20 protein-coding genes are annotated in these 24,711 nt (G+C 67.6%); 9 read left to right on the forward strand and 11 right to left on the reverse strand.

What is annotated here, in order from left to right; genetic code table 11:
• Positions 1-7 precede the first annotated feature (7 nt).
• Genes glyS through DCN14_RS29030 form a run of 4 tightly spaced genes read left to right on the forward strand, consistent with a single transcriptional unit; the run spans position 8 to position 4,444 of the window.
• A complete protein-coding gene (gene glyS, locus DCN14_RS29015; RefSeq protein ID WP_096507114.1) occupies positions 8-2,107 on the forward strand; it encodes a glycine--tRNA ligase subunit beta in 2,100 nt (699 codons plus the stop codon).
• A 10-nt stretch (positions 2,108-2,117) separates the two neighbouring features.
• Positions 2,118-2,681, forward strand: coding sequence for a D-glycero-beta-D-manno-heptose 1,7-bisphosphate 7-phosphatase (gmhB, locus tag DCN14_RS29020; RefSeq protein ID WP_096507113.1), 564 nt, complete (start codon positions 2,118-2,120; stop codon positions 2,679-2,681).
• Positions 2,682-2,724: 43 nt separating this feature from the next.
• Complete coding sequence (locus DCN14_RS29025) at positions 2,725-3,489, forward strand: lysophospholipid acyltransferase family protein (RefSeq protein WP_096507112.1); 765 nt, start codon at positions 2,725-2,727, stop codon at positions 3,487-3,489.
• 46 nt (positions 3,490-3,535) lie between these two features.
• On the forward strand, positions 3,536-4,444 hold the full coding sequence (locus DCN14_RS29030; protein WP_096507111.1) for a SprT family zinc-dependent metalloprotease: 909 nt from the start codon (positions 3,536-3,538) through the stop codon (positions 4,442-4,444).
• Between the two features lie 112 nt (positions 4,445-4,556).
• Here the strand turns inward: DCN14_RS29030 and gloA are convergent, their stop codons facing one another.
• A complete protein-coding gene (gene gloA / locus DCN14_RS29035) occupies positions 4,557-4,946 on the reverse strand; it encodes a lactoylglutathione lyase (RefSeq protein WP_096507110.1) in 390 nt (129 codons plus the stop codon).
• 345 nt (positions 4,947-5,291) lie between these two features.
• Here gloA and DCN14_RS29040 point away from each other — a divergent pair, with 345 nt between their 5' ends.
• Positions 5,292-6,227, forward strand: coding sequence for a DMT family transporter (locus DCN14_RS29040; protein WP_096507109.1), 936 nt, complete (start codon positions 5,292-5,294; stop codon positions 6,225-6,227).
• 109 nt (positions 6,228-6,336) lie between these two features.
• On the opposite strand, the gene rsmA is transcribed toward DCN14_RS29040, so the two are convergent.
• Genes rsmA through DCN14_RS29060 form a run of 4 tightly spaced genes read right to left on the reverse strand, consistent with a single transcriptional unit; the run spans position 6,337 to position 12,006 of the window.
• Positions 6,337-7,167, reverse strand: coding sequence for a 16S rRNA (adenine(1518)-N(6)/adenine(1519)-N(6))-dimethyltransferase RsmA (gene rsmA / locus DCN14_RS29045; protein ID WP_096507108.1), 831 nt, complete (start codon positions 7,165-7,167; stop codon positions 6,337-6,339).
• Between the two features lie 58 nt (positions 7,168-7,225).
• Positions 7,226-8,224 (reverse strand): 4-hydroxythreonine-4-phosphate dehydrogenase PdxA, encoded by a 999-nt coding sequence (gene pdxA / locus DCN14_RS29050; RefSeq protein WP_096507107.1) that lies wholly within the window; start codon positions 8,222-8,224, stop codon positions 7,226-7,228.
• An 11-nt stretch (positions 8,225-8,235) separates the two neighbouring features.
• Positions 8,236-9,594 (reverse strand): peptidylprolyl isomerase, encoded by a 1,359-nt coding sequence (locus tag DCN14_RS29055; RefSeq protein ID WP_096507106.1) that lies wholly within the window; start codon positions 9,592-9,594, stop codon positions 8,236-8,238.
• A gap of 51 nt (positions 9,595-9,645) precedes the next feature.
• Positions 9,646-12,006 (reverse strand): LPS-assembly protein LptD, encoded by a 2,361-nt coding sequence (locus DCN14_RS29060; RefSeq protein WP_096507105.1) that lies wholly within the window; start codon positions 12,004-12,006, stop codon positions 9,646-9,648.
• A 223-nt stretch (positions 12,007-12,229) separates the two neighbouring features.
• On the opposite strand from DCN14_RS29060, the gene DCN14_RS29065 reads away from it, so the two are divergent.
• On the forward strand, positions 12,230-13,279 hold the full coding sequence (locus tag DCN14_RS29065; protein WP_096507104.1) for a phosphotransferase: 1,050 nt from the start codon (positions 12,230-12,232) through the stop codon (positions 13,277-13,279).
• A gap of 32 nt (positions 13,280-13,311) precedes the next feature.
• The gene (gene murU, locus DCN14_RS29070; RefSeq protein WP_096507103.1) at positions 13,312-14,034 is read left to right on the forward strand and encodes an N-acetylmuramate alpha-1-phosphate uridylyltransferase MurU; all 723 of its coding nucleotides are present in this window, start codon (positions 13,312-13,314) and stop codon (positions 14,032-14,034) included.
• Positions 14,035-14,265: 231 nt separating this feature from the next.
• Here murU and DCN14_RS29075 read toward each other — a convergent pair whose 3' ends face one another.
• Positions 14,266-16,137 carry an ABC transporter ATP-binding protein/permease gene (locus DCN14_RS29075; protein WP_096507102.1) on the reverse strand — a complete coding sequence of 624 codons (1,872 nt, stop codon included), beginning with the start codon at positions 16,135-16,137 and terminating at the stop codon, positions 14,266-14,268.
• Positions 16,138-16,310: 173 nt separating this feature from the next.
• On the opposite strand from DCN14_RS29075, the gene DCN14_RS29085 reads away from it, so the two are divergent.
• Positions 16,311-16,706, forward strand: a complete 396-nt coding sequence (locus DCN14_RS29085) for an acyl-CoA thioesterase (RefSeq protein ID WP_096507100.1) — start codon at positions 16,311-16,313, stop codon at positions 16,704-16,706.
• A gap of 36 nt (positions 16,707-16,742) precedes the next feature.
• On the opposite strand, the gene DCN14_RS29090 is transcribed toward DCN14_RS29085, so the two are convergent.
• Positions 16,743-17,225, reverse strand: coding sequence for a nitrate reductase associated protein (locus DCN14_RS29090; RefSeq protein WP_096507099.1), 483 nt, complete (start codon positions 17,223-17,225; stop codon positions 16,743-16,745).
• Between the two features lie 113 nt (positions 17,226-17,338).
• On the opposite strand from DCN14_RS29090, the gene fdhD reads away from it, so the two are divergent.
• A complete protein-coding gene (gene fdhD / locus DCN14_RS29095; RefSeq protein ID WP_240327357.1) occupies positions 17,339-18,205 on the forward strand; it encodes a formate dehydrogenase accessory sulfurtransferase FdhD in 867 nt (288 codons plus the stop codon).
• Between the two features lie 51 nt (positions 18,206-18,256).
• Here the strand turns inward: fdhD and DCN14_RS29100 are convergent, their stop codons facing one another.
• The 4 genes from DCN14_RS29100 to DCN14_RS29115 all read right to left on the reverse strand — a co-directional run bounded on the left by DCN14_RS29100 (position 18,257) and on the right by DCN14_RS29115 (position 24,673).
• Positions 18,257-19,024 (reverse strand): enoyl-CoA hydratase, encoded by a 768-nt coding sequence (locus DCN14_RS29100; RefSeq protein WP_096507098.1) that lies wholly within the window; start codon positions 19,022-19,024, stop codon positions 18,257-18,259.
• 90 nt (positions 19,025-19,114) lie between these two features.
• A complete protein-coding gene (locus DCN14_RS29105; RefSeq protein WP_096507097.1) occupies positions 19,115-20,314 on the reverse strand; it encodes an acetyl-CoA C-acyltransferase in 1,200 nt (399 codons plus the stop codon).
• Between the two features lie 22 nt (positions 20,315-20,336).
• Positions 20,337-22,772, reverse strand: coding sequence for a 3-hydroxyacyl-CoA dehydrogenase/enoyl-CoA hydratase family protein (locus DCN14_RS29110; RefSeq protein WP_096507096.1), 2,436 nt, complete (start codon positions 22,770-22,772; stop codon positions 20,337-20,339).
• Positions 22,773-22,885: 113 nt separating this feature from the next.
• The gene (locus DCN14_RS29115) at positions 22,886-24,673 is read right to left on the reverse strand and encodes an acyl-CoA dehydrogenase C-terminal domain-containing protein (protein WP_096507095.1); all 1,788 of its coding nucleotides are present in this window, start codon (positions 24,671-24,673) and stop codon (positions 22,886-22,888) included.
• Positions 24,674-24,711 lie beyond the last annotated feature (38 nt).

The following is a 24,711-nucleotide window of genomic DNA, read 5'->3' on the forward strand; positions in this document are numbered from 1 at the left end:
TCCAGACATGACGCACAATCATCCCGCCCCCCTGCTCGTCGAACTGCTGACCGAAGAGCTGCCGCCGAAGGCCCTCGCGCGCCTCGGCGACGCATTCGCCGAAGGTGTCGCACAACGCCTCGCCGCGCGCGACCTCATCGAAGGCGAACTCGTATTCGAGCGCTACGCCACGCCGCGCCGCCTTGCGGTCGTCGTGCAGAACGTGCGCGCCGTCGCGCCTGAAAAGCAGGTCCGCGAAAAGGTCCTGCCCGTGTCGGTCGCGCTCGACGCCGAAGGCAAGCCGACCGCCCCGCTCGCGAAGAAGCTCGCGGCGCTCGGCCACCCGAACCTGACGATCGCCGATCTCGAGCGCGCGCAGGACGGCAAGGCCGAAGCGTTCTTCGTCAACTATTCGGCGGCCGGCGCAACGCTCGCCGACGGGCTGCAGGCCGCGCTCGACGAAGCGCTCGCGAAGCTGCCGATCCCGAAGTTCATGACCTACCAGCGCCCGGACGGCTCCGACGTGAAATTCGTGCGGCCGGTGCACCGCCTGACGGTGCTGCACGACGATCGCGTCGTGCCGGTCACCGCGTTCGGCATCGATGCCGGCGACACCACGCTCGGCCACCGCTTCCTGTCCGACGGCCTCGTCGCGATCCAGCATGCGCATGCGTATGCCGACACGCTGCGCGACAAGGGCCGCGTGATCGCGCACTTCGCCGATCGCCGCGAAACGATCCGCACGCAACTGAACGAGCACGCGAACGGCGACACCGTCGTGATGCCCGAATCGCTGCTCGACGAAGTGACGTCGCTGGTCGAATGGCCGGTCGTCTACCCGTGCCGCTTCGAGGATGAATTCCTGCAGGTTCCGCAGGAATGCCTGATCCTCACGATGCAGACGAACCAGAAGTACTTCGCGCTGACCGACGTGGGCGGCAAGCTGCGCTCGCGCTTCCTGATCGTGTCGAACATCGAGACGAAGACGCCGGGCGAGATCATCGAAGGCAACGAGCGCGTCGTGCGCCCGCGCCTCGCCGACGCGAAGTTCTTCTTCGAGCAGGACAAGAAGAAGCCGCTCGCCGAGCGCGTGCCGCTGCTCGCGAACGTCGTCTATCACAACAAGCTCGGTTCGGCGCTCGCGCGCGTCGAGCGCCTCGAAGCGCTGGCCGGTGAAATCGCGCCCGCGATCGGCGCCGATGCCGCGCACGCGAAGCGCGCCGCGCGCCTCGCGAAGGCCGACCTGCTGACCGACATGGTCGGCGAGTTCCCGGAACTGCAGGGCACGATGGGCACGTACTACGCGCGTCACGACGGCGAACCCGACGACGTCGCGCTGGCATGCGCCGAGCACTATCAGCCGCGCTTCTCCGGCGACGCGCTGCCGACCACGCCGGTATCGACCGCCGTCGCGCTCGCCGACAAGCTCGAGACGATCGTCGGCATCTGGGGCATCGGCCTCGCGCCGACCGGCGAGAAGGATCCCTTCGCGCTGCGCCGTCACGCGCTCGGCGTGCTGCGCCTGCTGCTCGAGAAGCAGTTGCCGCTCGATCTCGTGTCGCTGCTGCGCACGGCCCACGCGCGCTTCGAAGGCGTGCCGGGCGTCGCCGAGTCGACCGATGCGATCTTCGCGTTCTTCATGGATCGCCTGCGCGGCCTGCTGCGCGAACGCGGCTACACGGCCGGCGAAGTCGACGCGGTGCTGAGCCTGAACCCGACCCGTGTCGACGATCTCGTCGCGCGTCTCGACGCCGTGCGCGAATTCACGCGTCTCGCGGAAGCCGAAGCGCTCGCGGCCGCGAACAAGCGGATCTCGAACATCCTGAAGAAGTCGGAAGGCGGCGCGAACGGCGCGGTACAGCCGACGCTGCTCGTCGAAGCGGCCGAAAAGGCGCTGCACGAACAGCTCACGGCCGTGACGCCGCACGTGCAGTCGCAGCTCGAAGCACGTGCGTACACGGGCGCGCTGTCCGCGCTCGCCGCGCTGCGCGCACCGGTCGACACGTTCTTCAACGACGTGATGGTCAATGCCGAGGATCCCGCGCTGCGCGCGAACCGCCTCGCGCTGCTGTTCGCGCTGCACCAGCAGATGAACTGCGTCGCCGACATCTCGAAGCTCGCCGCATAAAGGCCGAACGATGCCGACCAGCCCCAACCGCAAGCTCGTCGTCCTCGACCGGGACGGCGTGATCAACGTCGATTCGGATGCGTTCATCAAGACGCCCGACGAGTGGATCGCGCTGCCCGGCAGCCTCGAGGCGATCGCACGGCTCAACCACGCAGGCTATCGCGTGGTCGTCGCGACCAACCAGTCCGGCATCGGTCGCGGGCTGTTCGACATGGCCACGCTCAACGAGATGCACCTGAAGATGCATCGCGCGGCGGCCGCGGTCGGCGCGCGCATCGACGCGGTGTTCTTCTGCCCGCACACGGCCGAGGATCACTGCGACTGCCGCAAGCCGAAGCCCGGCATGATGCAGATGATCGCCGAGCGCTTCGAGATCGATCCCGATCACACGCCGGTCGTCGGCGATTCGCTGCGCGACCTGCAGGCCGGCGTCGCGGTCGGCTTCCAGCCGCACCTCGTGCTGACCGGCAAGGGCAAGAAGACGCTCGCCGCGGGCAACCTGCCCGGCGGCACGAAGGTCCACGACGACCTGCGCGCGTTCGCCCTGGATTTCCTTTCACACGAACACGAGTGATGCGGGCGCCGCGCGCATCCTCCTTACTGTCAGACCCACGCCGATGCGCTTCGTCCGCTCCCTGCTGCTGCTGCTCTACTTCATCGTGTACACGGTGCCGTACGCCACCGCGTGCTTCATCGCGTTTCCGTTCATGCGTCCCGACGCGCGCTACTGGATGGCGGCCGGCTGGTGCAAGTCGACGCTGTGGGTCGTGCGCTGGCTGAACGGCATCCGCTACCGGATCGAAGGGATGGAGAACCTGCCCGACGGCCCGGCCGTGCTGCTGTCGAAGCACCAGTCCGCGTGGGAGACGCTCGCGTTTCCGGCGCTGATGCCCAAGCCGCTCTGCTACGTGTTCAAGCGCGAGCTGCTGTACGTGCCGTTCTTCGGCTGGGCGCTCGGGCTGCTGCACATGGTCAACATCAACCGCAAGGAAGGCAAGAACGCCTTCGTGTCGGTGATCCGCCAGGGCAAGAAGCGCCTGTCGGAAGGCGCATGGATGATCATGTTCCCGGAAGGCACGCGCACGCCGGTCGGCAAGCAGGGCAAGTACAAGACGGGCGGCGCGCGCTTCGCGATCGAAACCGGCGCGCCGGTCGTGCCGATCGCGCACAATGCAGGTCGTGTGTGGCCGCGCAATTCGTTCACGAAATTCCCGGGCGTGGTCACCGTGTCGATCGGCAAGCCGATTCCGGTCGAAGGCAAAACGCCCGACGTATTGAACTCGCAGGTCGAAGCATGGATCGAAGCGGAAATGCGCCGCATCGACCCGGATTCTTATCGCGAGCCGGGCAATGCGGGTACGCGCGATGCCGCGCGCGTCTGAATCCCCCGGATTGCCGCCGTTGCGTACGACGAAACGAAGCGAATTGATGAAAAAGCGTCCGCGGCCACGGCCTGCCGTCGTGGCTCTCGATCATCGCCAGATGGATCTGCCGCTCTTCGACGGGCCGGCTGCCGCACCGTCGGCGCCCGCCGCACCGCCCACGCCGACGCAGCCTGACGCCACGCCGGTGGCCGCCGCGCCCACCGCCCCGCTCGCCCCGGGCCGCGCGCCCGATCGCTCCCGCGTCCGCACGTTCGCGCTCGACAGCCGCGTGCTCGAATACCGGCTGAAGCGCTCGGCGCGCCGCACGATCGGCTTCACGATCGACGGCAGCGGGCTGTCGATCACCGCGCCGCGCTGGGTCACGCTCGCCGACATCGAAGCGGCGATCGCCGAGAAGCAGCGCTGGATCTTCGCGAAGCTCGCGGAATGGAAGACCCGCACCGAGCAGCGCGCGCTGCCGCAAATCGACTGGCGCGACGGCGCGCAACTCCCGTATCTCGGCAAGACGGTGACGATCGCACTCGGCGCGGGCGCCCTCGCGTTCGACGCCGATGCACTGCGACTGTCGCTGCCGCTGCCCGTGCAGGCGGACATGCAGCAGATCAAGGATCGCGTGCAAGGCTGGCTGCAGAACGAAGCGAAGCGGATCTTCGGCGAACGTCTCGTCGTCTACGCGGAAAAGCTCGGCGTCACGTATTCGATGGTTGCGCTGTCGTCGGCCGCGACGCGCTGGGGCAGTTGCTCGAGCGACGGCAAGATCCGGCTGAACTGGCGGCTGATCCATTTCCCGATGTCGATCATCGACTACGTCGTCGCGCACGAACTGTCGCACCTGCGCGAAATGAACCACAGCCCGGCCTTCTGGCAGACGGTCGAATCGATCTTTCCGGAATTCCGCGAAGCGCGGCACACGCTCAAGCATCATCCGCCCGAGCTGCTGCCGTCGCTGTAACGCTACCGGTATCGGTACGACGTAAACGCCAAACGGGCGATGCGGAGAACTCCGCATCGCCCGTTTTCGTTGCCCGCGGCGCGCAATGCGCCGCGAACCGCTCATCCGGCGCTCAGTGCGCCTTCTTCTGGATGAACTCGATCTTGTAGCCGTCCGGATCCTCGACGAACGCGATCACGGTCGTGCCGTGTTTCATCGGGCCCGCTTCGCGCGTGACCTTGCCGCCTTGCGCCTTGATCTTGTCGCAGGCCGCGTACGCGTCTTCGACTTCCAGCGCCAGGTGACCGAAGCCGTTGCCGAGATCGTAGGACGGCGTATCCCAGTTGTGGGTCAGCTCGATCACGGTGCCCGTGCTTTCCGCTTCATAGCCGACGAACGCAAGCGTGAACTTGCCGTCCGGATAATCCTCGCGACGCAGCAGCTTCATGCCGAGCAATTCGGTGTAGAACTTGATCGAGCGGTCGAGATCGCCGACTCGCAGCATCGTATGCAGCAAACGCATGTGTTGTACTCCTGTGGGGCCTTTCCAGAACCGGAAATTCTACCGGAGTCGCGTGAATCTCGCCGCGCACGCCCCGTGCGCCACCGGCCGATATCGCGCATCGGTGCGCGGCACCGCCGCCCGCACGCCCGTGGAAACCATCAGGCGCGACGCGCCCCGGCACCGCGGCCGATCGGGTAACATCGTCCCACCTCGCACTAAAAGCGGGCATGCCGCCCGCCGCGGAAACGCGACTCACCCCCTTCATTCAGCCACACTGCCTCCCGTGCGAAACCGCCGATTCGAGCGCACCGTCCGCGCCGTCCGCCTGCCGTCGTCTTCCCGTCATTGCGCCGAGGCCCGCCGATGAGCGCGCTCGCCGCTTCGCCCGTGCGCCGCGCGCTCGACACGCGCGCCGTCGGCGTCATGCTGCTGCTCTGCGCGATCTGGGGCTTCCAGCAGGTCGCGATCAAGAGCACGAACGCAGCCATCCCGCCGATGTTCCAGGCCGGACTGCGCTCGGTGATCGCCGCACTGCTGCTGTGGGGCTGGGCCCGCTCGCGCGGCACGCCGCTGTTTCGCGCGGACGGCACGCTCGGCGCGGGTATCGCGGCCGGCGCACTGTTCGCCGGCGAGTTCATCTGCGTGTTCTTCGGGCTGACGCTGACGAGCGCATCGCACATGGCGATCTTCCTGTATACGGCGCCGTGCTTCACGGCGCTCGGCCTGCACCTGTTCGCGCCAGGCGAGCGGCTGCAGCGCATGCAGTGGGCCGGCGTCGCGCTCGCCTTCGCCGGCATCGCGCTCGCGTTCGCGGACGGCTTCCTGAAGCCAAGCGCACCCGGCGCGTCGGTGCTGGCCGGGCTCGCCGGCGACGCGCTCGGGATCCTCGGCGGCGCGATGTGGGCCGCGACAACCGTCGTCGTGCGCTCGACGTCGCTCGCACGCGCGAGCGCGAGCAAGACGCTGTTCTACCAGCTCGCGGTATCGGCCGTCGTGCTGGTCGGGCTCGCGGCCGTGCTCGGCGAGACGTCGTTCGCACGCGTCACGCCGCTTGCGCTCGCGAGTCTCGCTTACCAGTCGGTGATCGTCGCGTTCGTCAGCTATCTGTCGTGGTTCTGGCTGCTCACGCGCTACAGCGCATCGCGGCTGTCCGTGTTCACGTTCCTGTCGCCGCTGTTCGGCGTTGCGTTCGGTGTGCTGCTGCTCGGCGAGTCGGTCGGCTGGCGCTTCATGTCCGCGGCCGCGCTGGTGCTGACCGGCATCGCACTCGTCAACGCGCCGCCGCGCCGGCGGGCATGACGCGCGCACGGCGGCGCGGCACCACACCGCCGAAACGGCCCGGCAATAAAAAGGCTGCCCCGCAGGGCAGCCTCGTGAACCGCGACACGGCGCGCGACGCGCGCTGCGATCAGCCGGCGGCCTTGCGCACCGCCGCAAGCGCCTGCGCGACGCCGACGTATTCGGCCACGCTGACATCCTCCGCACGCCGTGCGAGATCGAAGCCGAGCGCGTCGAAATCGATCGTCTCGCGATAGTCGCCCAGCGTATTGCGCAGCATCTTGCGGCGCTGCGAGAACGCGGCCGTGACGACTTCGCCGAGCAGCACGGGATCGACGTCCGGCAGTTCGTGCGGCGCGTACGGAATCATCCGGACGATCGCCGAATCGACCTTCGGCGGCGGCTGGAACGATTCCGGCGGCACGTCGAGCATCTTCTCCATCACGTAGCGGTACTGCAGCATCACCGACAGCCGCGAGAATGCCTTCGTGCCCGGCTCCGCAACCATCCGCTCGACGACTTCGTTCTGCAGCATGAAATGCTGGTCGATGACCGCGTCCGCGAACGACATCAGGTGAAACAGCAGCGGGCTCGAAATGTTGTACGGCAGGTTGCCGACGATGCGCAGCGACGGCGTGTCGCCGGGCGCCGCGAGCGAGCGGAAATCGAAGGCGAGCGCATCGCCCGCGTGCAGCTCCAGCAACGCACCGAAGCGCTGCTGCAGGCGGCCGATCAGGTCGCGATCGAGTTCGACCGCGTGCAGCGGCGACTCGGGCGTCGCGAGCCGCTCGATCAGCGGGCCCGTCAACGCGCCGAGCCCGGGGCCGATCTCGACCATCCGCTGGCCGCGCGCGGGGCCGATCGTCGAGACGATCGAGTCGATCACGCCGTGATCGACGAGGAAGTTCTGCCCGAAGCGCTTGCGCGCGAAGTGGCCTTGGTGCTGTCTGCTGTTCGACATCGACTGAGAAAAACGAAAAATACGACGAATAAAGTCAGGCCGCGAAGGCCTGCGTGCGTCAGGACGCGCGGCGATGGCGCGCCATCGTGACGGCCGTGTCGAGCGCGGCGACCATGCTGCCCGGATCCGCGCGGCCCGTGCCGGCCAGATCCAGCGCGGTGCCGTGATCGACCGACGTGCGGACGATCGGCAGCCCGAGCGTGACGTTGATGCCCTCGCCGAACGTCGCGTACTTCAGCACGGGCAAGCCCTGATCGTGGAACATCGCGAGCACGCAGTCGGCATCCGCGAGGTAGCGCGGCTGGAACAGCGTGTCGGCCGGATACGGGCCGCGCGCGTCGATGCCCTGCGCCTTCGCGCGCGCGAGCGCCGGCGAGATCACGTCGATCTCCTCGCGCCCGAGATAGCCGTTCTCGCCCGCGTGCGGGTTCAGCCCCGTGACGAGGATGCGCGGCGCGGCGAGACCGAAGTCGCGCCGCAGATCGTGATCGATGATCGCGAGCGTCTCGACGAGCCCATCGATCGTCAGCGCGGCCGATACGTCCTTCAGCGGCAGGTGGGTCGTCGCGAGCGCGACGCGCAGCGGCCGCTCGCCGGTGCCCGCCAGCATCATCACGACGCGCGGCGTGTGCGTGCGTTCCGCAAGATATTCGGTGTGGCCGGTGAACGGCACGCCGGCATCGTTGATCGTGCTCTTCTGCAGCGGCGCGGTGACGATCGCGTCGTACCGCCCCGCCACCGCCCCGTCGATTGCCGCGTCGAGCAGCCCGAGCACGTAGCGGCCGTTGGCCGCGTCGAGCGTGCCCGCCTGCGCGGGCGCGGCGAGCGCGTGATGCGCGACCGACACCTGGCCGCCCTGACTGCCACCGGCAAGCACCGCCCGGTCGGCGCCGACGGCCGCCGCGCGTGCATCGAGCAGCGCGGCGTCGCCGAGCACGGTGAAATGTGCATCCGGCCAGCGCCGTGCGGCGTCCTGCAATGCCTGCACGGTCAGCTCCGGACCGACACCCGCGGGCTCACCGGTCGTGATCGCGATCTGCAGCGCGGGTGTCGTCATCTGGCGCTCGCTCAGTTCGCCGGGCCCATGCCACTGATCTTGTACTGAACGTACGACGAATCGCGCAGCTCGCGCAGCCAGTCGGCATACGCCTGCTCGGCCTTGCGCTGGCCGATGGCCTGACGCGCGATATCCATCTGCTGCTGCACCGAACCTTCCGCGTCGCGACGGCCGATCACCTGGATCAGGTGATAGCCGTACTCGGTACGCACCGGCTGGCTGATCTGGCCGTCCTGCAGGTTGTTCATCGCGCGCTCGAATTCAGGCACGGTCTCACCCGGGCTGATCCAGCCCAGATCGCCGCCTTGCGACGCCGAACCGTCCTGCGAGTAGGTGCGCGCGAACTTCTCGAAATCGCCGCCGGCCTCGATCTGCTTGCGGATGTCGAGCAGTTGCTGGCGCGCCTGGCCTTCCGACTTGCCTTCTCCCACGCGCAGCAGGATGTGGCGCACGTGCGTCTGCACGATCTTCGGCGCAGCGGCCGAGGTCCCCTGGCTCTCGCGGCGATCGACCAGACGCACGACCTCGAAGCCGTCCGGCACGCGGATCAGCGTCGGGTTGACCTGGCCCGGGCGCAGCTTCGATGCGGCTGCGACGACGTCCGGCGGCAGCGCGCCCGGCGCCTTGAAGCCGAGGTCGCCGCCCTTCTTCGCGTCGTCCGCTTCCGAATTGCTCTTCGCGAGCTTCTCGAAATTGGCGCCCGACGTCGCCTGCTGCAGCAACGCTTCAGCCTTCTTCTGCGCGGCTTCGATCTCCGGCTGCGGCGCGTTGGTCGGCGCCTTGATGAAGATGTGCTCCAGGCGCAGGTCCTGCTGCTGCGATGCGCTCGGCCCGCGCTGGCTCGCGATGTAGTTCGCGACTTCCGCGTCCGACACGGTGATCTTGCCGTCGACTTCGCGCTCGCGCAGCTTCGACAGCATCAGTTCGGTACGCGCATCGTTCGTGAAGATGCTCCAGGGCACGCCTTGCCCCTCGATACGCGCACGATACTGGTCGAGCGTCATCCCGTTCGCCTGCGCGAGGCGCTGCAGCGTGGACTGCACGGTGGCATCGTCGACGCGGATCCCGTCGTCCTTCGCCTTCTGCACCTGGATGCGCTCGAGCACCATCTGGTTCAGCACCTGCGCGCGCAGCTGGTCGGCCGGCGGCACGGGCGCGTTCTGCTGCTGCAGCCGGCGCGAGATCAGGCCGACGCGCTGGTCGAGTTCGCGGCCCGTGATCACGTCGTTGTTGACGACCGCGACGACTTCGTCGGCGAGCTGCGCGCCTTGCGAACCGAGCGCCTGCGCCGCAGCCGGCGCAGCGGCGAGCAGCGCGGCGGACGCGGCGAGGCTGGACACGACTGCCGCGAAACGAAGGGTTTTCTTCATTGCCACTGATACTCCATTGAAATCGTGCTGACCGGTGCAGACAAGCCGGCGTTACTCGTAGTTGCTGAAGCGGGACATCGGCGGCGGCGCGGACGGCAGCGGCGTGTAGCCCGGCACCCCGGCGCGGAATGCCGAGACGAGGCCGTTGTCCACCGTCGACAGGCCCTTGAGCGTCAGTTGCATCATGAAACGCGTCGACGAGTTCTGCTGCCCCGACGTATTCACGCCGTTCGCAAACCGCTGGACCCCGACCCCGAGCGCCCAGCAATCCGCGTCATATTGTAAGCCGAGCAGACCGTCGACCACGCGATCTCCGGCCAGGTCGTAGTTGAAACGGCCGATCGCGTACAGGCGGCGCGTGAGCGGCCACTGCGCGGACACCAGGAACTGGTTGATCGGCTGGCCGTCGAGCGTCGTGTTCGCACGCGTGTAGCGATAGCCGACGTTGATCACGCGGCGCTCGCCCGGGCTGTAACCGAAACCGACGCTCGATTTCACGAGCTGGTTGTTGTTCTGGTTGTACTGGAACGCCGTCTCGGACATGAAGCCCGAGCCGAGCTTCAGCGCGGCGCCGACGATCAGGTCCGAGTGGCGCGCCTGCACCGCGGTCTGGCCCGAGTTCAGCGTGACGCGCTGGTCGGCGAAGTAGTACTGCTGCGCGATCACGAAGCGCGCGCGTTCGTCGCCGGTGCGCGGATCGATGAAGCGCGACGTCAGGCCGGCCGTGATCCGGTTCGCGTCCGCGATCCGGTCGTTGCCGACGAACGTGTTCGGCTGGTAGATCTCCGCGAGCCCGAAGTCCGACTCCGCGGTGTCGAACAGCGGCGCGTTCGACTGGTCGCGATACGGCGTGTACACGTAGTACAGGCGCGGCTCGAGGGTCTGGATGAAGTCCTGGCCGAACAGGCGCACCGAGCGGTCGAAGATCAGGCCCGAGTCGAAGCTCACGGTCGGGATCGACTCGGTGAAGCGCTTCGGGCTGTTCGGCGTGCTCGACGACAGGTAGTTGAGGTCGTACGACGCGAAGTGGTACTGGACCTTCGGCACGACGAAGTAGCCGGGGCCGTACACGCCGTACGAGAGGTACGGGTTGAAGACGACGCGGTCGCCTTCGGTCGAATCGGCGGTCGTGATGCGGAACCGCGAATAGTCGGCTTCCGCGCCGTAGTCGAAGCCGCCGACGTTGTACTTCGTGTACTTCACGTTCAACTGCGGCTCGCGGCTGTACGGCGCGATCGACGGCGGCAGCGTCTGCCAGTGCTGATAGCGCGCGAGCACCGACCACGGGCCCTTGTTGTACGTGAGGCCGGCTTCCTGCTGGTACAGCGTCTGCGTCCCGTTGATGAACTGGTTCATCGACCCAAGGTCTTCGGGATACGTGTTGTCCGAGACCTTGTTGAAGTAGACGTAGCCGCCGAAACCGCCGCCGAAGTTCTGCTGGTGCTGCCAGTAGATCGCGTAGCGGTCGCGGTGCGCGAGCCGGTCATCCGGCAGGTAATTCGCCGTAAACGTGCCCGAATACGTCGGCGACAGATAGCGGAACGTCGCCTCGGTCTGCACGCCGCGCCGCGAGATGATGCGCGGCGTGAGCGTCAGGTCGCGGTTCGGCGCGATGTTGAAGTAGTACGGCAGCGTCAGCTCGAACCCGTTGTTCGAGTTCATCGAGAACGTCGGCGGCAGCAGGCCGCTGCGCCGCTCGCCCGACAACGGGAACGTCATCCACGGGCTCGCGAAGATCGGCACGCCCTGGAAGAACAGCACGCTGTTGCGCACGGTGCCTTCGTCGGCACCCGTATCGAAGTCGAAACGGCTGCCCTTGATGTACCACGCGGGATTCGTCGAGCACTGGCACGCCGTGTAGGTGCCGTTCACGAACACCGAGCGCTCGCTGTCGAGCAGGTCGACGCGCTCCGCGCTGCCCGATCCGCCCGTCACGTTGAAGTGGTACTTCGGCGCCGTCATGAAGCCCTGGTTCGCCTCGATCTTCAGATGCGCTTCGGGGCCCGCGAACGACGTGCCGTTGTTGACCACCCGGACCTGGCCGTACGCATCGGCCATGTCGGTATCCTGATCGTAGTGGATCGCGTCGGCCTTCACGACCGCGTCGCCGCGCCGCAGCTCGGCCGAGCCCTTCGCGGCCAGGTCCTGATCGGCCGTGCCGCTCGTATGGTCGGCGATCACGAAGGCGGCCGGCTTCGCGCCGTCCTTCAGCGGATGATCCTCGAGCTGGGGTGCGAGACGCAGATCCCACGGCGAATCGAGCGGCTGCGGCTGCGCGGCCGCACCCGACAGCTGCGCGTACGACACGGCCGGCACGAGGCCGGGCACGGCCAGGAGCGCGAGCGCGAGCCGCCGTTTGCGCGGCGCCCCGTCACCGGGGAAGACATTCGGGAATAGCGGTTTGGGCGGCATCTATCGTTTGGCGAATCGCCCCTTGTCAACCGTACCTGCATGGCACATTCGCGCGCGGCCGGCCGCACCGTCGAACCGCGACTGCGGCTGAGCGCAAACGAGGGAGGCGATCGGGCGAGCGGCGCGACAGGCGGCGGACCTGCACGGCGGAAGCTGACGCGGGGCGCGTCAAAAAAGTCGTGGGGTATTATATGGCAAGACGTTCCCCCCTCCTCCGAGTTTCATGACGCCCCCATCCGCCGCATCCCAGCCCGACGCCCGCCTCGAAGCGCTCACCGCGTGGCTGCACTCGCTCGCCGGGCGCTACGCCCTTGACCTGTCGACGCTCGCGCCCGCCTCGTCGGACGCCAGTTTCCGCCGCTATTTCCGTGTCGCGTCTGCCACGATCCCCGGCGGCGCGCTGATCGCCGTCGACGCGCCGCCGCCCGAGAAGTGCCGCGAGTTCGTCCAGGTCGCGCAGTTGCTGGCCGCGGCCGGCGACCACGTGCCGGACGTGCTGGCATGCGATTTCGACGCGGGTTTCATGCTCGTGACCGATCTCGGCCGCACGTCGTACATCTCGATGCTCGATCCGGCCGACCCGCTCGCCGCCCGCCCGCTGATGCGCGACGCGCTCGACGCGCTGATCCGCTTCCAGCTGAGCTCGAAGCCCGACGTGCTGCCGCCGTTCGACGAAGCGTTCCTGCGCCGCGAAATGGAGCTGCTGCCCGAGTGGTACGTCGGCCGGCACCTCGGCAAGCCCGTGACCGACGCGATGCGCGGCACGCTCGACCGCACCTTCGCGCTGCTGGTCGCGAGCGCCCATGCGCAGCCGCAGGGCTTCATGCTGCGCGACTTCATGCCGCGCAACCTGATGATCTGCGAGCCGAACCCGGGCATGCTCGACTTCCAGGATGCCGTGTACGGGCCGCTGACGTACGACGTCGTGTCGCTGCTGCGCGACGCGTTCATCAGCTGGGACGAGGCGTTCGAGCTCGACTGCTTCGCGTACTACTGGGAGAAGGCGAAAAAGGCCGGCCTGCCGGTCGACCCGGATTTCGGCGAGTTCTACCGTCAGCTCGAATGGATGGGGCTGCAGCGCCACATCAAGATCCTCGGCCTGTTCGCGCGCATCAACTACCGCGACGGCAAGCCTCACTATCTGAACGACCTGCCGCGCTTTTTGACCTATGCGCGCAAGGTCGCGCTGCGCTACCGCCCGCTCGTGCCGTTCGCGAAGCTGCTCGATGAACTCGAGGACAAGGCGGCGCCCGACGTCGGCTATACGTTCTGACCGCCCTCTACCGTTCTGATATCCGGCCGAACATGAGCACTCCCCTGACCACGGCGATGATCTTCGCCGCCGGGCGCGGCGAACGGATGCGCCCGCTCACCGACACCCGCCCGAAGCCGCTGCTCGAAGCAGGCGGCAAGCCGCTGATCGTCTGGCAGATCGAAGCGCTCGCACGCGCGGGCATCGAGACGATCGTGATCAACCACGCCTGGCTCGGCGACCAGCTCGAGGCCACGCTCGGCGACGGTTCGCGCTGGGGCGTGCGGCTCGCGTATTCGGCCGAGGGCGACGCGCTGGAAACTGCCGGCGGCATCGCGCAGGCGCTGCCGCTGCTCGAACGCGACGGCCGGCCGACGGTGTTCGCGGCGGTTGCCGGCGACGTGTACTGCGCATTCGACTACCGGACGCTCGCCGCGCGCGCCGCGCAGATGGCCGCGCTCGACGCGCCCGCGATGCATCTCGTGATGGTGCCGAACCCGCCGTTCCACCCGGCCGGCGATTTCGTGCTCCGCGACGACGGCCGGCTGTCGCTCGCCGGCACGCCGCGCGTGACGTTCGGCAGCATCGGCGTGTACGACACGCGGATGTTCCGCGACATCGTGCCCGGCACGCACCGCGCGCTGTCGCCCTACTTCAAGGCGACGATCGAGGCCGGCCGTGCGACCGGCGAATTGTATGAAGGTATCTGGGAGAACGTCGGGACGCCCGCGCAGCTCGGCGAGCTCGACGCGCGGCTGCGCGCCGCCGCGGGCTGATCGTTTCGTGACCGAGCGCCGGCCGCCGGCCGCCGGTTCGCCGGTTCGCCGGCCGATGGCCCGACAGGCCGCTGAAGGCCCCGCCGAGCCGGGTTCAGGCTGCGAACGCGCCACCGGGTCACCCGGTCGTGACGTCGTGACACCGCGACACCGCTGCGCCACCCGCTACCGAGCGAACGAACGGCCAACCACCCGCTCCCGCCGCGCACCGCTTCGCGCGCCCCCCCACGCTCACGCGGCCTCGGCCGCTTCCCCGCCCGCCGCCGCGCGCTGCTGCTGCAGCGCCCACATCTGCGCGTACAGCCCGTCGGCGCGCACGAGTTCGTCATGCGTGCCGCGCTCGACGATGCGTCCGTGGTCCATCACGAGAATCTGCTGCGCATGCACGACCGTCGACAGCCGGTGCGCGATCACGAGCGTCGTGCGATGCCGCGCGATCTGGTCGAGCTCGTGCTGGATCGCTCGCTCCGAGCGCGAATCGAGCGCCGACGTCGCCTCGTCGAACAGCAGCACCGGCGGATCCTTCAGCAGCGTGCGCGCGATCGCGACGCGCTGCTTCTCGCCGCCCGACAGCTTCAGTCCGCGCTCGCCGACCGGCGTGTCATAGCCCTTCGGCAAGCTTTCGATGAAGTCGTGGATGTGCGCGGCGCGCGCGGCCGCGATCACTTCGTCGCGGCTCGCGGTCGGCCGGCCGTATGCGATGTTGTAGTAGATCGAGTCGTTGAACAGCACGGTGTCCTGCGGCACGATCCCGATCGACGCGCGCAGCGAATCCTGCGTGACGTCGCGAATGTCCTGACCGTCGATCCGGATCGCGCCGCCCGTCTGGCGGTCGAGATCGTAGAAGCGGAACAGCAGCCGCGACAGCGTCGACTTCCCCGAACCGCTGTGGCCGACCACCGCGGTCGTCGTGCCCGCGTCGATCGTGAACGTCACGTCGTGCAGGATCGCGCGCGACGCTTCATACGAGAAGTTCACGTGCTCGAAGCGCACCTGCGCGCCGGCCACCGCGAGCGGCCGCGCATCGGGAAGATCCGCGACTTCCTTCGCGGCCGACAGCAGCCCGAACATCCGGTCCATGTCGGTGAGGCTCTGCTTCAGCTCGCGATACACGACGCCGAGGAAATTCAGCGGAATGTACAGCTGCAGCATGAACGTGTTGATCAGCACGAGATCGCCCAGCGTCAGCTTGCCCGCCAGCACGCCCTGCGTCGCGCGCCACAGGATGAACACGAGCCCCGTGCCGATGATCGCCTGCTGGCCGAAGTTCAGCACCGACAGCGAGTTCTGCGAGCGGATCGCGGCCTTGCGGTAGCGCCTCAGGTTCTCATCGTAGCGCTGCGCTTCCCACTCCTCGTTGCCGAAGTACTTCACCGTCTCGTAGTTGATCAGCGAATCGATCGCGCGCGAGTTCGCACGCGAGTCGAGCTCGTTCATCGTGCGGCGAAAGTGCGTGCGCCAGTTCGTGACCTTCACGGTGAACACGATGTACGTGACGAGCGCCGCGAACGTCACGTACGCGTAGTACGCCTCGTACTTGACCACGAAGAAGCCGAGCACGAGCCCGACTTCGACGAGCGTCGGCAGGATGCTGTACAGCGAATAGGAAATCAGTTGCTGGATCCCGCGCGTGCCGCGCTCGATGTCGCGCGACATGCCGCCCGTCTGGCGCTCGAGGTGAAAGCGCAAAGACAACCCGTGCAGATGCCGGAACACCTGCAGCGCGAGCTGGCGCACCGCGCTCTCGGTGACCTTCGAGAACAGGATTTCGCGCAGCTCGGTAAACAGCGACGTCGACAGCCGCACGAACGCATACGCGACGACGAGCAGGCCCACGCCGCCCGCGAGCACGATGCCGGCCGAGTGCTCGGCGCGGCCGAGCGCGGTGAGCTGCTGCACGGCGGACAGATGATCGACGATGCGCTTCATCACGACGGGCACGCCGAGGTTCGCGACCTTCGCGCCGATCAGGCAGCCGAGCGCGAGCGCGACGCGCCATTTGTAGGTAGCGAGATACGGCAGCAACGACCGGATGGTCTGCCAGTCGTTGCGAGGCCCGGTCGAAGCCGGCGCGGGCTCGCCGGAAGCAGGAAATCGGCGCATGGGGGAAGGATCGGCGGTGTGTCGGGCGCGTGCGGCGGCGACCGACTGGCGCGCTTTCTCGTACAATTTGCGAACGTTGTATTGTCGCAGAAGCCGCTTCGCGCCGCTGCCGGCGGCCTCGCCGGCTGTCGTGCGCGCGGCGGCGCATTTATTACAGGATGAAAGCACCCGCCATGACCGATTCGACCCTCGAGCTCCCGCACAAGCAGCCCGCGCTGCGCGTCGTCCCGCAACCGCACGACGCCAACGTCCACGGCGACGTGTTCGGCGGCTGGATTATGTCGCAAGTCGACATCGCCGGCTCGATCCCCGCCAGCCAGCGCGCGAACGGCCGCGTCGCGACGGTCGCGGTCAATTCGTTCGTGTTCAAGCAGCCGGTGTTCGTCGGCGACCTGCTGAGCTTCTACGCCACCATCACGCGCACCGGCAACACGTCGGTGACGGTCGACGTCGAGGTGTACGCGCAACGCATGCGCCTGATGGGCGAAATCGTGAAGGTCACCGAAGCGACGCTCACCTACGTCGCGACCGGCGCCGACCGCAAGCCGCGGTCGCTGCCGCCGCTGTAATGCGCGCGCCGCGCTGCGGCGCGGCACCGCGACCCGTCAGTGCGTGGCCGTCAGCCCGAACTCCCGCATCGCGGGCAGGAAGTCGTGATTGAGCTTCGGCTTGCGCGACAGCTTCATCAGCACGTAGCGCTGGAACGGCGCGAGCCGCTGCCACTGCGCAAGGGCAGGCGCCGGCAGCCCGGCCAGCGCGCTCTGCTGCACCAGCGCATCCGGCACGGTGTCGGTCCCGCGCCAGGCCGGCTGATCGTCCGGCTGGAACCACGACGGCTCGAGGTCGGCATGCGTGCGCAGCATCTCGAATAACGCGTGATCGAAGTTGGGCTCGATCGCGGTGTCGTCGTCGGCCGGAAAGCGCGCGAGCAGCTTGCGGTCCTCGAGCGGCAGCAGTTGCCACTGCTCCAATGAAATCCGCAGACCGAAACGGTCGAGATTGAAACGCACGATCATCGGGATGTACGTCAGGTTTTCCGACGAATCGTGTTCGAAATTGAATAGCAGCGGAGCGTCGCTGAGTCCCATGGTCGTTACCTGAGTGGCGGATGCCGGCGCGGCCGGCCTGCCTGAGGTATTTTAGAACCTCTGCGCGCGAGCGGCGAATGCGATCGCCGCCGCACGGCTTCGAATCAACGGGAGTGCTCGTGAATCCGACCCAATCCGACCCACTGCGCGACGAACCGCAAGATGCACCGCGAGACGAGCCGCGCGGCGCGATCGAGCTGTCCGTGCGCCGCACGCGCGGCAGCGCGGTCGAGACCGCGCACGACTATGTCGGCCAGGAATGGCCGGTCGCGCTCGTCTTCAACGGCATCTCGCATGCGGTGATGATGTGCACGCCGCTCGACCTCGAAGCATTCGCGGTCGGCTTCGCGATATCGGAAGGGATCGTCGCGCGCGGCAGCGACATCAAGGACATCGAGGTGATCCTGCACGCCGACGCGCCGCTGCCGCACGCGGAGGTGCATCTGGAGGTCGTCCAGCAGGCGTTCGCCGCGCTGAAGGACCGGCGTCGCGCGCTCGCGGGGCGCACCGGCTGCGGCGTGTGCGGCATCGAGAGCATCGACCTGCTCGACCTCGCGCCCGAACGCGTGCCCGATACCGGCTTTCTCGCCCGCCTCGCGCCCGACGCACTCGCCCGCGCGGCCCACGGGCTGCCCGCGCACCAAGCGCTCACGCGACTCACCGGCGGCCTGCACGCGGCTGCGTGGTGCGACGCAACAGGCGCGATCCGGATGGCGTTCGAGGATGTCGGCCGCCACAACGCGCTGGACAAGCTGATCGGCGCGCTCGTGCTGTCGCGCGCCGACGCGACCGACGGCTTCGTGTTCCTGTCGAGCCGCGCGAGCTACGAGCTCGTGCGCAAGTCGGCGCGGGTCGGCATCCCGATGGTCGCGACGATCTCCGCGCCGTCGTCGCTCGCGATCGGCATCGCGAAGGCGGCCGGGTTGCGGCTGGTCAGCTTCTGCCGGGAAACCGGCCACGTCGATTACGGGACGGCCTGACCCCGGCCGTCCGCGCGCGCCGGCCACGCATCGCCGGCGCGGCCCGCTGTATCAGTCGAACTGACGGAAATCCGGCTTGCGCTTCTCGAAGAACGCCGTCATCGCCTCGCGCGCTTCCGGCGCACGAAGCATCGCGGCGAAGTGGCCGGCTTCCTCTGCCATCCGCGCGGCAACCGCCACGCCGCCCGTATCCTTCAGCAGCGCCTTCGTCACGCGCAGCGACGACGCCGGCAGCGCCGCGAGCTTCGCAGCCTGCTTCGCCGCGAAGGCGTCGAGTTCGGCCGCCGGCAGCACGCGATTGACGATGCCGATCCGGTGCGCTTCCAGCGCATCGAACGCTTCGCCGAGCAGCAGCTTTTCAGCGGCGACCTGGTGGCCGGCCAGACGCGGCAGCAACACGCTGGACGCCGCTTCCGGGCACAGCCCGAGCTGCGCGAACGGCAGCGAGAACGTCGCGGTGTCGGCCGCGTAGACGAGATCGCAGTGCAGCAGCATCGTCACGCCGACGCCGATCGCGATGCCCGGCACCGCGGCGACGACCGGCTTGCTGGCGCTGCTGATGCGCGCGAGAAACTGGAACACCGACGCGTTCTCGTCCTTCGGCGGCGTCTTCAGGAAGTCCTCGAGATCGTTCCCCGCGGTGAAGTTGCCGTCGCTGCCGCGCAGCAGGATCACGCGGATTGCCTTGTCTTCCTGCGCGTCGGCGAGCGCATCGGCCATCGTCTGATACATCGCCGCCGTCAGCGCGTTCTTCTTCGCCGCACGCGCGATCGTGATCGTCATCACGCCGTTGGCGCGTTCCACTTGAATTTCGGCCACAACCGTCTCCTTGGTCTTTCCGCTTCCGGAATGAAAAACGGTGCGCAAGCTCGTGGCTCGCGCACCGTGATCGCTACTGCCCCGCTCCGCTTACAGGCGTTCGATGATGCCCGCCGCACCCATGCCGGTGCCGACGCACATCGTGACCATCCCGTACTTCAGGTTGCGGCGGCGCAGGCCGTGCACGACGGTCGCCGCGCGGATCGCGCCGGTCGCGCCGAGCGGGTGGCCGAGCGCAATCGCGCCGCCCATCGGGTTGACCTTCGACGGGTCGAGGCCGAGATCGCGCATCACCGCCAGCGACTGCGCGGCGAATGCCTCGTTCAGTTCGATCCAGTCGAGGTCGTCCTGCTTCAGGCCCGCGGCCTTCAGCGCGGCCGGAATCGCTTCCTTCGGACCGATGCCCATGATTTCCGGCGGCACGCCGCGCACCGCGAAGCTCACGAAGCGCGCGAGCGGCGTCAGGTTGAATTCCTTGAGCACCTTCTCCGACACGACGAGCAGCGCGCCCGCGCCGTCCGACGTCTGCGAGCTGTTGCCGGCCGTGACCGAGCCCTTGTTCGCGAACACCGTGCGCAGCTTCGCGAGGCCTTCGATCGACGTATCCGCGCGCGGACCTTCGTCGAGCACGATCTCGCGCGTCTTCACGTCGACTTCGCCTGTCGCGAGGTTCGGGAAACGCTCAGTGAGCGTGTAGGCAGCGATTTCGTCGCCGAACTCGCCGGCCTGCTGCGCGGCGAGCGCCTTGCGGTGCGATTCGACCGAGAACGCGTCCTGGTCTTCGCGGCTCACCTTCCACTGCTCGGCGACGCGCTCGGCGGTCAGCCCCATCCCGTATGCAATGCCGAAGTCTTCGCTGCGATCGAAGATGTGCGGCGACATCGACGGCTTGTTGCCCATCATCGGCACCATGCTCATCGATTCGCAGCCGCCCGCGAAGATCGCGTCCGATTCGCCGACGCGGATGCGGTCGGCCGCCATCGCCAGCGCGGTGATGCCCGACGCGCAGAAACGGTTGACCGTCACGCCGCCGACCGTCTGCGGCAGGCCGGCGAGCAGCGCGCCCATCCGGGCGACGTTCAGGCCCTGCTCGGCCTCCGGAATCGCGCAGCCGATGATCGCATCCTCGATCAGCTTCGTGTCGAAGCCCGGCACCTGCGCGACCGCCGACCTGATCGCGTGGACCAGCAGCTCGTCGGGGCGCGTGTTCTTGAAGACACCGCGCGGGGCCTTGCCGATCGGGGTGCGGCTGGCGGCGACGATGTATGCGTCTTGCAGTTGTTTGCTCATTTCAGACTCCTTGTCTGCTCGCTCAGTTACGCACCGGCTTGCCGGTCTGCAACATGCCCATGATCCGTTCCTGCGTCTTCTGCGTGCCGAGCAGCTCGACGAACGCGCGGCGCTCGAGCGCGAGCAACCACTGCTCGTCGACGAGGCTGCCGGCTTCGACGTCGCCGCCGCACACGGCTTCGGCGATGCGGCTCGCGATCAGGTAGTCGTGGTCGCTGATGAAGCGGCCGTCACGCATGTTGACGAGCGATGCCTTGATCGTCGCAATCGCCGAACGGCCGGCCACCGGCACGTCCTTCGCACGCAGCGGCGCACGGTAGCCGACGGCGGCCAGCGCGCGGGCTTCCTTCTTCGCGGTGTCGAGCAGTTCGAACACGTTGAAGACGATCGTGTCGGACGGCTTCAGGTAGCCCATCGCACGCGCATCGTGCGCCGACGACGACACCTTCGCCATCGCCGCGTTCTCGAACGACTTCGTGACGAACTTCAGGATGTCGGTGGTCGCATTCGCGGCCGTTGCGGCATCCGCCGCGCGCAGCGCCGCTTCCTTCAGGCCGCCGCCCGCCGGCACGAGGCCGACGCCCACTTCGACGAGACCGACGTAGCTCTCGACGTGCACGACGCGCTTCGCGCTGTGCAGCATCAGCTCGCACCCGCCGCCGAGCGCGATGCCCGACACGGCCGCGACGACCGGCACGTTCGCGTACTTCACGCGCAGCATGCCTTCCTGGAACTTCTTCACGAACGGCTCGATGCCCTTCGCGCCACCCATCATGAACGCGGGCATCGCCTCTTCGAGGTTCGCGCCGGCCGAGAACGGGCCGCCCGGCGTGCCGAGCTTCAGCGACGTCGGCTGCCAGATCACCACGCCCTTGTAATCCTTCTCCGCGAGTTCGATCGCCTGCACGAGGCCGTCGATCACGCTCGGTCCGATCGTGTTCATCTTCGACTTGAACGACACGATCACGACGTCGTCTTCACCGGCACGATCGTCGACCCACGCGCGCACCGCGTCGGTTTCGAACAGCGTCTTGCCGTACGTCTTCGGATCGGCGCCCGTTTCACCGATGAGCGGCGCGCGGAATACCTGCTTGTCGTAGACGGCGAGGTCCGAACGCGGCACGAAGCGCTTCGATGCCGGCGCCCACGAGCCTTCGGCCGTGTGCACGCCGCCCTTCTCGGCGACCGGGCCTTCGAGCACCCACAACGGCAGCGGCACGTTCGCGAGCGCCTTGCCGGCCGCGATGTCTTCCTGCACCCACTCGGCGACCTGCTTCCAGCCGGCGGCCTGCCAGCCTTCGAACGGGCCTTCGTTCCAGCCGAAGCCCCAGCGGATCGCGAGGTCGACGTCGCGCGCGTTGTCGGCGATCGATTCGAGATGCACGCCGATGTAGTGGAACACGTCGCGGAAGATCGACCACAGGAACTGCGCGTGCGGATGGTCCGTCTCGCGCAGCAGCTTCAGGCGTTCCGCCGGCGGGCGCTTCAGGATGCGGCCGACGGTCTCGTCGGCCTTCGCGCCCGCGTCGACGTAGCTGCCCGTCTTCGCGTCGAGCACCTTGATCGCCTTGCCTTCCTTCTTGTAGAAACCGCCGCCCGTCTTCTGGCCGAGCGCGCCCTGCTTCACCAGCTCGGCGAGCACGGCAGGCGTCTGGTAGACCGGGAAGAACGGATCGTCGGCGAGGTTGTCCTGCATCGTCTTGATCACGTGCGCCATCGTGTCGAGGCCGACCACGTCCGCGGTGCGGAACGTCGCCGACTTCGCGCGGCCGAGGCGGCTGCCCGTCAGGTCGTCGACTTCGTCGAAGCGCAGGCCGAACTTCGCGGCCTCGGTGATCACCGCGAGGATCGAGAAGATGCCGACGCGGTTCGCGATGAAGTTCGGCGTGTCCTTCGCACGCACGACGCCCTTGCCGACGATGCTCGTCAGGAAGGTTTCGAGCTGGTCGAGGATCTCCGGGCGCGTATGCGCGGTCGGGATCAGCTCGACGAGGTGCATGTAGCGCGGCGGGTTGAAGAAGTGCACGCCGCAGAAGCGCGACTTCAGCTCGTCCGAGAAACCTTCGGACAGCGTCGTGATCGACAGGCCCGACGTGTTGGTCGCGAAGATCGCGTTCGGTGCGATGTGCGGCGCGACCTTCTTGTACAGGTCGTGCTTCCAGTCCATCCGCTCGGCGATCGCTTCGATCACGACGTCGCACTCGGCGAGCTTCGCGATGTCGTCTTCGTAGTTCGCGGCTTCGAGGTATTTCGCGTCGTCCTTCACGCCGAACGGCGCGGGCGACAGCTTCTTCAGGTTCTCGATCGCCTTCAGCGCGATCGCGTTTTTCGGGCCTTCCTTGGCCGGCAGGTCGAACAGCAGCACCGGCACGCGCGCGTTGACGAGGTGCGCGGCGATCTGCGCGCCCATCACGCCGGCGCCCAGCACGGCGACCTTGCGAATCAGGAAATTGCTCACGGGATGTCTCCGGATAGTGTCGTGCAGCGCGGGTTGTGAGGGCTGCACGGCGAAGTGAGTACCAGGAACCGTTGCGTTCGGGCGGCGCGCGGCGCGCACCGCCCGGACTCGCGTCAGAACAGCGATTCGTCGACTTCCATCATCGTCTTCGAACCGGCGCGCGCGGCGCGGATCGTCGACGCCGTCTCGGGCAGGAGGCGCGCGAAGTAGAAGCGCGCGGTGGCGAGCTTCGACTTGTAGAACGGATCGCCCGACGCTTCGTTGTCGAGGGCGAGGCGTGCCATGCGCGCCCAGAAGTACGAGAACACCAGGTGGCCGACGGTGCGCAGGTACGGCACGGCAGCAGCGCCGACTTCGTCCGGGTTCTGCATCGCCTTCATGCCGATTTCCATCGTCAGCTTCTGCACCTTCTCGCCGATGTCGGCGAGCGGGTTGATGAACTCGGCCATCTCCGGCTTCACGCCTTCGGCTTCCGCGAATTCCGTGACGAGCTTGCCGAACTTCTTCAGCTTCGCGCCCATGTCGCCGAGCACCTTGCGGCCCAGCAGGTCGAGCGACTGGATCGAGTTCGTGCCCTCGTAGATCATGTTGATCCGCGCGTCGCGCACGTACTGCTCCATGCCCCACTCGGAGATGAAGCCGTGGCCGCCGTAGATCTGCATCGCGTGGTTGGTCGACTCAAACGCGTTGTCGGTCAGGAACGCCTTGATGATCGGCGTGAGCAGCGCGACGAGATCGGCCGCTTCCTTGCGCACCGCTTCGTCGCCGTGCGACAGCTCCTTGTCGATCTGCAGCGCGGACCAGTACGTGAACGCGCGCGCGCCTTCCGCGTAGGCCTTCTGCGTAAGCAGCATGCGACGCACGTCCGGGTGCACGATGATCGGGTCGGCCGGCTTGTCCGGTGCCTTCGGGCCCGTCAGCGAGCGCATCTGCAGACGTTCCTTCGCGTACGTCAGCGAGTTCTGGTAGGCGACTTCCGTGAGGCCCAGGCCCTGCATCCCGACGCCCAGGCGCGCGGCGTTCATCATCACGAACATCGCGTTCAAACCCTTGTTCGGCTCGCCGACCATCCAGCCCTTCGCGCCGTCGAGGTTCATCACGCACGTCGAGTTGCCGTGGATGCCCATCTTGTGTTCGATCGAGCCGCACTTGATGCCGTTGCGCTCGCCCGGCTCGCCCGCGGCGTCCGGAATGAATTTCGGCACGATGAACAGCGAGATCCCCTTCGTGCCTTGCGGCGCGTCCGGCAGGCGCGCGAGCACGAGGTGGACGATGTTCTTCGACATGTCGTGCTCGCCGCTCGAAATGAAGATCTTCGTGCCGCTGATCGAGTACGAGCCGTCGACGTTCGGTTCGGCCTTGGTGCGCAAAATGCCGAGGTCGGTGCCGCAATGCGGCTCGGTCAGGCACATCGTGCCCGTCCATTCGCCCGACACGAGCTTCGGCAGATATTGCTGCTGCAGTTCCGGCGTGCCGTGCGCGTGCAGGCACTCGTAGGCGCCGTGCGACAGGCCCGGATACATCGTCCATGCCTGGTTCGCCGAGTTCAGCATTTCGAAGAGCGCGTTGTTCACGAACGCGGGCAGGCCCTGGCCGCCGTAGTCCGGATCGCAGCCGAGCGCCGGCCAGCCGGCCTCGACGTACTGCTGGTACGCTTCCTTGAAGCCGGTCGGGGTCTTCACGACGCCGTCGCCTTCATACGTGCAGCCTTCGCGGTCGCCGACCTGGTTCAGCGGGAACAGCACCTCGGAGCAGAACTTGCCCGCTTCCTCGAGGACCTGGTTGATCGTGTCGGCGTCGAGGTCCGCATGCCGCGGCATTTGCTTGACCTCGGCTTCGACGTTCAGAAGCTCGTGCAACACGAATTGCATGTCGCGCAGCGGCGCGGCGTACTGTCCCATGACTCTCTCCAAAGGTGGGCAAAACGGCTCGAGCTCCC

The sequence above is a fragment of the Burkholderia sp. IDO3 genome, from assembly GCF_003366075.1.
Lineage (GTDB): Bacteria > Pseudomonadota > Gammaproteobacteria > Burkholderiales > Burkholderiaceae > Burkholderia > Burkholderia anthina.

Excerpts from the sequence above, each read along its gene's own strand:
- DCN14_RS29065 (WP_096507104.1), top strand. The coding sequence starts at position 12,230 with ATGACGCCCCCATCCGCCGCATCCCAGCCCGACGCCCGCCTCGAAGCG.
- DCN14_RS29075 (WP_096507102.1), bottom strand. The coding sequence starts at position 16,137 with ATGCGCCGATTTCCTGCTTCCGGCGAGCCCGCGCCGGCTTCGACCGGG.
- DCN14_RS29025 (WP_096507112.1), top strand. The coding sequence starts at position 2,725 with ATGCGCTTCGTCCGCTCCCTGCTGCTGCTGCTCTACTTCATCGTGTAC.
- DCN14_RS29105 (WP_096507097.1), bottom strand. The coding sequence starts at position 20,314 with ATGAGCAAACAACTGCAAGACGCATACATCGTCGCCGCCAGCCGCACC.
- DCN14_RS29060 (WP_096507105.1), bottom strand. The coding sequence starts at position 12,006 with ATGCCGCCCAAACCGCTATTCCCGAATGTCTTCCCCGGTGACGGGGCG.
- glyS (WP_096507114.1), top strand. The coding sequence starts at position 8 with ATGACGCACAATCATCCCGCCCCCCTGCTCGTCGAACTGCTGACCGAA.
- DCN14_RS29085 (WP_096507100.1), top strand. The coding sequence starts at position 16,311 with ATGACCGATTCGACCCTCGAGCTCCCGCACAAGCAGCCCGCGCTGCGC.
- DCN14_RS29040 (WP_096507109.1), top strand. The coding sequence starts at position 5,292 with ATGAGCGCGCTCGCCGCTTCGCCCGTGCGCCGCGCGCTCGACACGCGC.
- DCN14_RS29115 (WP_096507095.1), bottom strand. The coding sequence starts at position 24,673 with ATGGGACAGTACGCCGCGCCGCTGCGCGACATGCAATTCGTGTTGCAC.
- DCN14_RS29030 (WP_096507111.1), top strand. The coding sequence starts at position 3,536 with ATGAAAAAGCGTCCGCGGCCACGGCCTGCCGTCGTGGCTCTCGATCAT.
- murU (WP_096507103.1), top strand. The coding sequence starts at position 13,312 with ATGAGCACTCCCCTGACCACGGCGATGATCTTCGCCGCCGGGCGCGGC.
- rsmA (WP_096507108.1), bottom strand. The coding sequence starts at position 7,167 with ATGTCGAACAGCAGACAGCACCAAGGCCACTTCGCGCGCAAGCGCTTC.
- pdxA (WP_096507107.1), bottom strand. The coding sequence starts at position 8,224 with ATGACGACACCCGCGCTGCAGATCGCGATCACGACCGGTGAGCCCGCG.
- DCN14_RS29090 (WP_096507099.1), bottom strand. The coding sequence starts at position 17,225 with ATGGGACTCAGCGACGCTCCGCTGCTATTCAATTTCGAACACGATTCG.
- gloA (WP_096507110.1), bottom strand. The coding sequence starts at position 4,946 with ATGCGTTTGCTGCATACGATGCTGCGAGTCGGCGATCTCGACCGCTCG.
- DCN14_RS29055 (WP_096507106.1), bottom strand. The coding sequence starts at position 9,594 with ATGAAGAAAACCCTTCGTTTCGCGGCAGTCGTGTCCAGCCTCGCCGCG.
- gmhB (WP_096507113.1), top strand. The coding sequence starts at position 2,118 with ATGCCGACCAGCCCCAACCGCAAGCTCGTCGTCCTCGACCGGGACGGC.